This is a genomic window from Candidatus Sodalis sp. SoCistrobi (assembly GCF_900143145.1).
GTDB lineage: Bacteria > Pseudomonadota > Gammaproteobacteria > Enterobacterales > Enterobacteriaceae > SoCistrobi.
The window spans coordinates 1-4,456 of record NZ_FRDB01000224.1; the positions used below are offsets into that span (position 1 = coordinate 1).

The window sequence follows — 4,456 nt, forward strand, 5'->3', positions numbered from 1 at the left end:
TGCTCATGCTGAGTTTCCAGCACTAGATTAACTGCCCGTTCACGGACTTCCGGAGAGTAACGTTTGGTCGTTGTCATAGAGACCTCCACTTTTAAAGTATAGACTCTAATTTATCCGGGGTGATTCACCTCCCTGATGTGTAGATACCTATGCCGTTAAGGTAAGGCTGGTTATCCGTGTGTCCGGCCAGGCTTATACGATTGGGCAAATCGTTAAGCACCGGCGCAATTATACGCATTATACTGCGCATATAAGGCGCTATTGCCGTGCCGCCGGTGGTGAACATCGGCCTTTTTTTGCTGTCGATGATTTCAATACGCAAACCCTCTTGCACCAGCGTAATGCGCATGTTCGGTTGTAATTCACGCAGCCGGGGATCGTTGCGCAACATCTGCTCCAGACGATGGCGGGTATTCTTCAGCCGCTGGATATCCCGCTGATGTTCCAGTTCACGCTGACGCAGACGCGCCGGCCCGGTGGCGTCGTTGGTGTCAACCGGCAGCGGAATGTGACCCATATTGAATTTGCCGTTGTGGGTAATCGCCTCTTTCAACGGCATCTTGAAATAGTCGGCTATCTGTTCGCGCTGCTGCTGCGTCGTTGCCCCCAACATCCACATAACCATAAAAAACGCCATCATCGCGGTCATGAAATCGGCATAGGCTATCTTCCACGAGCCGACATGATGATTGGCATGCTGCGCCCTGCGCCATTTGATCACAACCGGAGGTGAAGGCTTTTTCATGAATTGACCGTCATATCAGCAGATTCCGTCAGACAGGCTTTTTTTATTCTGCGCAGGTGAGCTTCTAATTCATCGAAGGAGGGGCGTTCGGAGGAGTAAAGAGTCTTACGGCCAAATTCTATTGCGATCGGCGGCGCATAACCATTTAAACTCGAAAGCAATGTCACCCGGATGCACTGCAACATCTTAATGTGCTCATCGCCTTTCTGTTTAAGCAACGCCCCCAACGGCATGACGCAACCATAGGCCAGGAGAATACCGAGCAGCGTTCCTACCATCGCATTAGCAATTAAAGCACCGAGTTCGCCGGCGGGCCGATCCGCAGAGGCCAGAGCATTCACAACACCCATCACCGCCGCAATAATACCGAAGGCGGGCAACGCATCGCCCACCTGCAGCAGGCTATTTACCGGGATATCATTTTCCTGTTCATACGTTTCTATCTCCTCATTCATCAGCGCTTCAATTTCATAAGCGTTGAGATTACCGCTAACCATCAGACGCAGGTAATCCACCAGAAAGTCGATGACCGATTTGTCGGCAAGTAGAGAAGGATAGTGAGAGAAGATGACGCTGTTATAAGGATCGTCAATTTCTTTTTCCAGCGTAATCAATCCTGATTGGCGGCTTTTGGACAATAGGCGATACATCAGCGCCATGATATCCATATACATTGATTTATTATAACGTGATGAATGAAACAAGCGCGGAAGTGACTTTAAGGTAGCATATATAGCATTACCATTATTTCATACAATAAAGGTACCTAATCCCGCACCCACAATAATCATAAACTCCGCAGGCTGAAACAAGGCGCCGAGTTGTCCTTCAGCCAACAAAAATCCACCAAAAATTGACATAAACACAATGATATAACCAACGATAACTAGCACGGTGATCCCTTACAAGATGGTGACATCTGGAAAATGAACGTTGTAGCCAGTGATGGAATAATCCGTTTGTGTAAAATGGTATTCAGTGCATCACACTGTTCAGTATGGCTTTACATTGCACATATTCCGTTGTCTTAAGTTATATATGCGGTTATCGGCGGCGGCATGGGAAAGTTTACGCTTTTTAACCGCCCTCGAGGGCGGATGGCAAAAACTGCAAACAAAGTTATGAGGTGGGTGAAAAGCATAAGTAATGAATGCTCCACCACATTGCTTGCAGCGCGTTTGACCCAGTAATTGGCTGTCGATAAAACGGAGTAATATCCAGGCGCGGGTCAACCCCAGCACCGGCCCGCCATCCTGGCACTGTGGGCACAGTTCGAGATACAGCCGGTAGGCTTTTATCATTGCCTCAATGGTCGGAATATTTCCCACGCGAATCAGGCAAAGATAGGCGTTGTAAAAAGCGGAAGAGTGGATATTCTGCTCCCACGACAAAAACCAGTCAGCGGAGAATGGCAACAGTCCTTTAGGTGCCGGCGTCCCTTTGACTTCCTTATACAATCTCAGCAACCGACTGCGGCTCAAGCAGGTTTCATTTTCCAGAATGGGCAGCCGGGCGCCAAGCGCTATCAGCTCCATAGCAAGCTGTATATCCCTGGATTCCTGCATGATACTTTTCCTATACACGGGATCATTCCTTAAGCGAACGGGTAGGATCGGGAGTCGCTGAATTAAGCAACTGCGTAGACAGCACAATCCCTGTATGGACCTGCTGTAACTCATCGACACGGGACTCACGCGTCAGGCAATTGATGATCTGCTCGTCGTCCAGGCGCAACAGGCAAATAAGCTGATTGATCTCGCCAAGCTTTATCAATTCTGACAGTGATAGTCCTGCCAGTTTATCGAGCGTGTCTTCGCCCACCCCCAGGCGGAATCCCGCCACCTTCTTATCTTTTTTGATAAGCTCCTGGGCCAGTAAGAGATAGGATAGATTTATTTCATGTATATTCCTGAGAAGGTTATCACTACTCATCGTCGATGCATCCTTGTTATTTTAATAGCGAAGGAGGGTTAAGCATTAATGACCGCAAAGCATTAAAGAGAGACATCGGTCACCAGGCACTTATTTACACTTAGCATGTTAATAATTAAAGAGCTCTGCAATTACTAACCTATGGCTCTATTTATAATGGCCTAACCGAAAGCATTATTATCTTAACCACGCCGCCCATGCAAACATATTTTTGCCATCCATCTCAGGCGACAATTAATGATAAGTAACAGTCATCCTACGCGCTAATTCGGCGTACAATAGCCTAACACTTTATTATTTAGCCACTGATCAAAAAAAGAAATTACATCACTGCCTCATTAGTAAATCCATAATCCGCTGATTTAATGTATCGACGGACATTTATGTTACATGGTCTGTGACGCTTGCGATTGACCACACAATATACATACTAGTTATATTGCAACACAAATAAAAAATCGTATTTTTACGCGCTAACCCGTCATTAGTCACACTTGTAACTTACATTAAAAAACACGGCCTTAATCATCGCCTATTTTGCCAATTAAATATCGGTTCAGCCGGTTAAAATCATCGGCTATCATTTGCGCCGATAATTAGCAACGCTAACCTTTTTACCTTATTTTTCCTTCGACGGACTAAATGGGCTGTCGTAATAACACGAGGACTTCACCGGTGGCGGGATATTAATCGCTGTATCACCGCCGCAATCCAGACCGGTGACGCGAAGGATGGCGCCGCTGAGGCGTCGATTTGCCTGGGTGCTCAATAGTAACGGCGACGACGAACAAGGAGAACGTTATCGTCGCCGGCAATGCCGCTTTAGGTTAAGCAGGGGTAATCATTGTCAGCGCAGTGAAGGTCCACTCTGCATCGCGTTGGCGATTTTCACCGCCCAGGGCGTTTTGCCAGAGAGCACGAGCCGGTCACGCCAAAACAAAAAAAAACAGCGGACTTTTTCAGGCCCGCTGTTGATAGCTTTAACGTGCGGCTTTTGCGTCACGCTACAGCTTGAATCTGGTCGGTGAGAGAGGATTCGAACCTCCGACCCATACGTCCCGAACGTATTGCGCTACCAGGCTGCGCCACTCACCGTAATGCGGGCGCATATTACTGCGCCGCGCTACAGGCGTCAATCCCTTTTTAAGGATTTGCCGTCAACTGTTTACAAACCCATCAGCCTTGGTTAACCGCGACGGCCGGCGGCAATGCAGCGGGGTTTTGGCACCAGTTATTTTCCGCTTTGATACCCCCGTTCGGCGACTGGTATCCCAGGCATCCTAGTAGGGTATCGAACAATTCTTCATGCCGATGCACCACACCTGCGCGCTGCTGCGCCTGCAGACGCCCGAAGGCCTCTTGATTCTCGGGGCTTGCCAGAAAAGCGTTGGATGCCCAGACCATCATCGGCACGCGGAACTGCTCCGGCGGCGCCATGTCGCGCGGCGTACCGTGCAGGTGATAATTCTCATCGATGGACTCACCATGGTCAGCGGCATAAAACACCAGCGCTTTTTTATCGCGAACCTGATCGATGACCTTATCGATAAAACTATCGGTATACAGTACGCTGTTATCAAACGCATTAATCAGCTGCGCTTTACTGCAGGCCTGATCGACACCAATACACTCCGGCTGGTAACGGGCAAAACTGAATCACCCCGGATAAATTAGAGTCTATACTTTAAAAGTGGAGGTCTCTATGACAACGACCAAACGTTACTCTCCGGAAGTCCGTGAACGGGCAGTTAATCTAGTGCTGGAAACTCAGCATGAGCA

Annotated in this window: 3 protein-coding genes, 1 tRNA gene and 2 pseudogenes; all 6 read right to left on the reverse strand. The window is 48.4% G+C overall.

Annotated elements, in window-relative coordinates; all coding sequences use genetic code 11:
* Nucleotides 1-124: 124 nt before the first annotated feature.
* Entirely contained in the window at nucleotides 125-745 is a 621-nt protein-coding gene (locus tag CINSTRO3249_RS13100; RefSeq protein ID WP_254304367.1) for a flagellar motor protein MotB, read from the reverse strand.
* A pseudogene (motA, locus tag CINSTRO3249_RS13105) lies at nucleotides 742-1,638 on the reverse strand (flagellar motor stator protein MotA). Before motA ends, CINSTRO3249_RS13100 begins: the two are co-directional and overlap by 4 nt.
* Nucleotides 1,639-1,737: 99 nt before the next feature.
* On the reverse strand, nucleotides 1,738-2,328 hold the full coding sequence (flhC, locus tag CINSTRO3249_RS13110; protein WP_125933194.1) for a flagellar transcriptional regulator FlhC: 591 nt from the start codon (nucleotides 2,326-2,328) through the stop codon (nucleotides 1,738-1,740).
* A gap of 4 nt (nucleotides 2,329-2,332) precedes the next feature.
* The gene (gene flhD, locus CINSTRO3249_RS13115) at nucleotides 2,333-2,677 is read right to left on the reverse strand and encodes a flagellar transcriptional regulator FlhD (protein ID WP_074013597.1); all 345 of its coding nucleotides are present in this window, start codon (nucleotides 2,675-2,677) and stop codon (nucleotides 2,333-2,335) included.
* A gap of 1,018 nt (nucleotides 2,678-3,695) precedes the next feature.
* A tRNA-Pro gene (locus CINSTRO3249_RS13120) sits at nucleotides 3,696-3,772 on the reverse strand.
* Between the two features lie 81 nt (nucleotides 3,773-3,853).
* A pseudogene (locus CINSTRO3249_RS13125) lies at nucleotides 3,854-4,330 on the reverse strand (sulfatase-like hydrolase/transferase); the annotation flags it as partial.
* Between the last annotated feature and the right edge of the window lie 126 nt (nucleotides 4,331-4,456).

Coding starts and splice junctions, on each gene's coding strand:
- CINSTRO3249_RS13100 (WP_254304367.1), bottom strand. CDS start 745: ATGAAAAAGCCTTCACCTCCGGTTGTGATCAAATGGCGCAGGGCGCAG.
- flhD (WP_074013597.1), bottom strand. CDS start 2,677: ATGAGTAGTGATAACCTTCTCAGGAATATACATGAAATAAATCTATCC.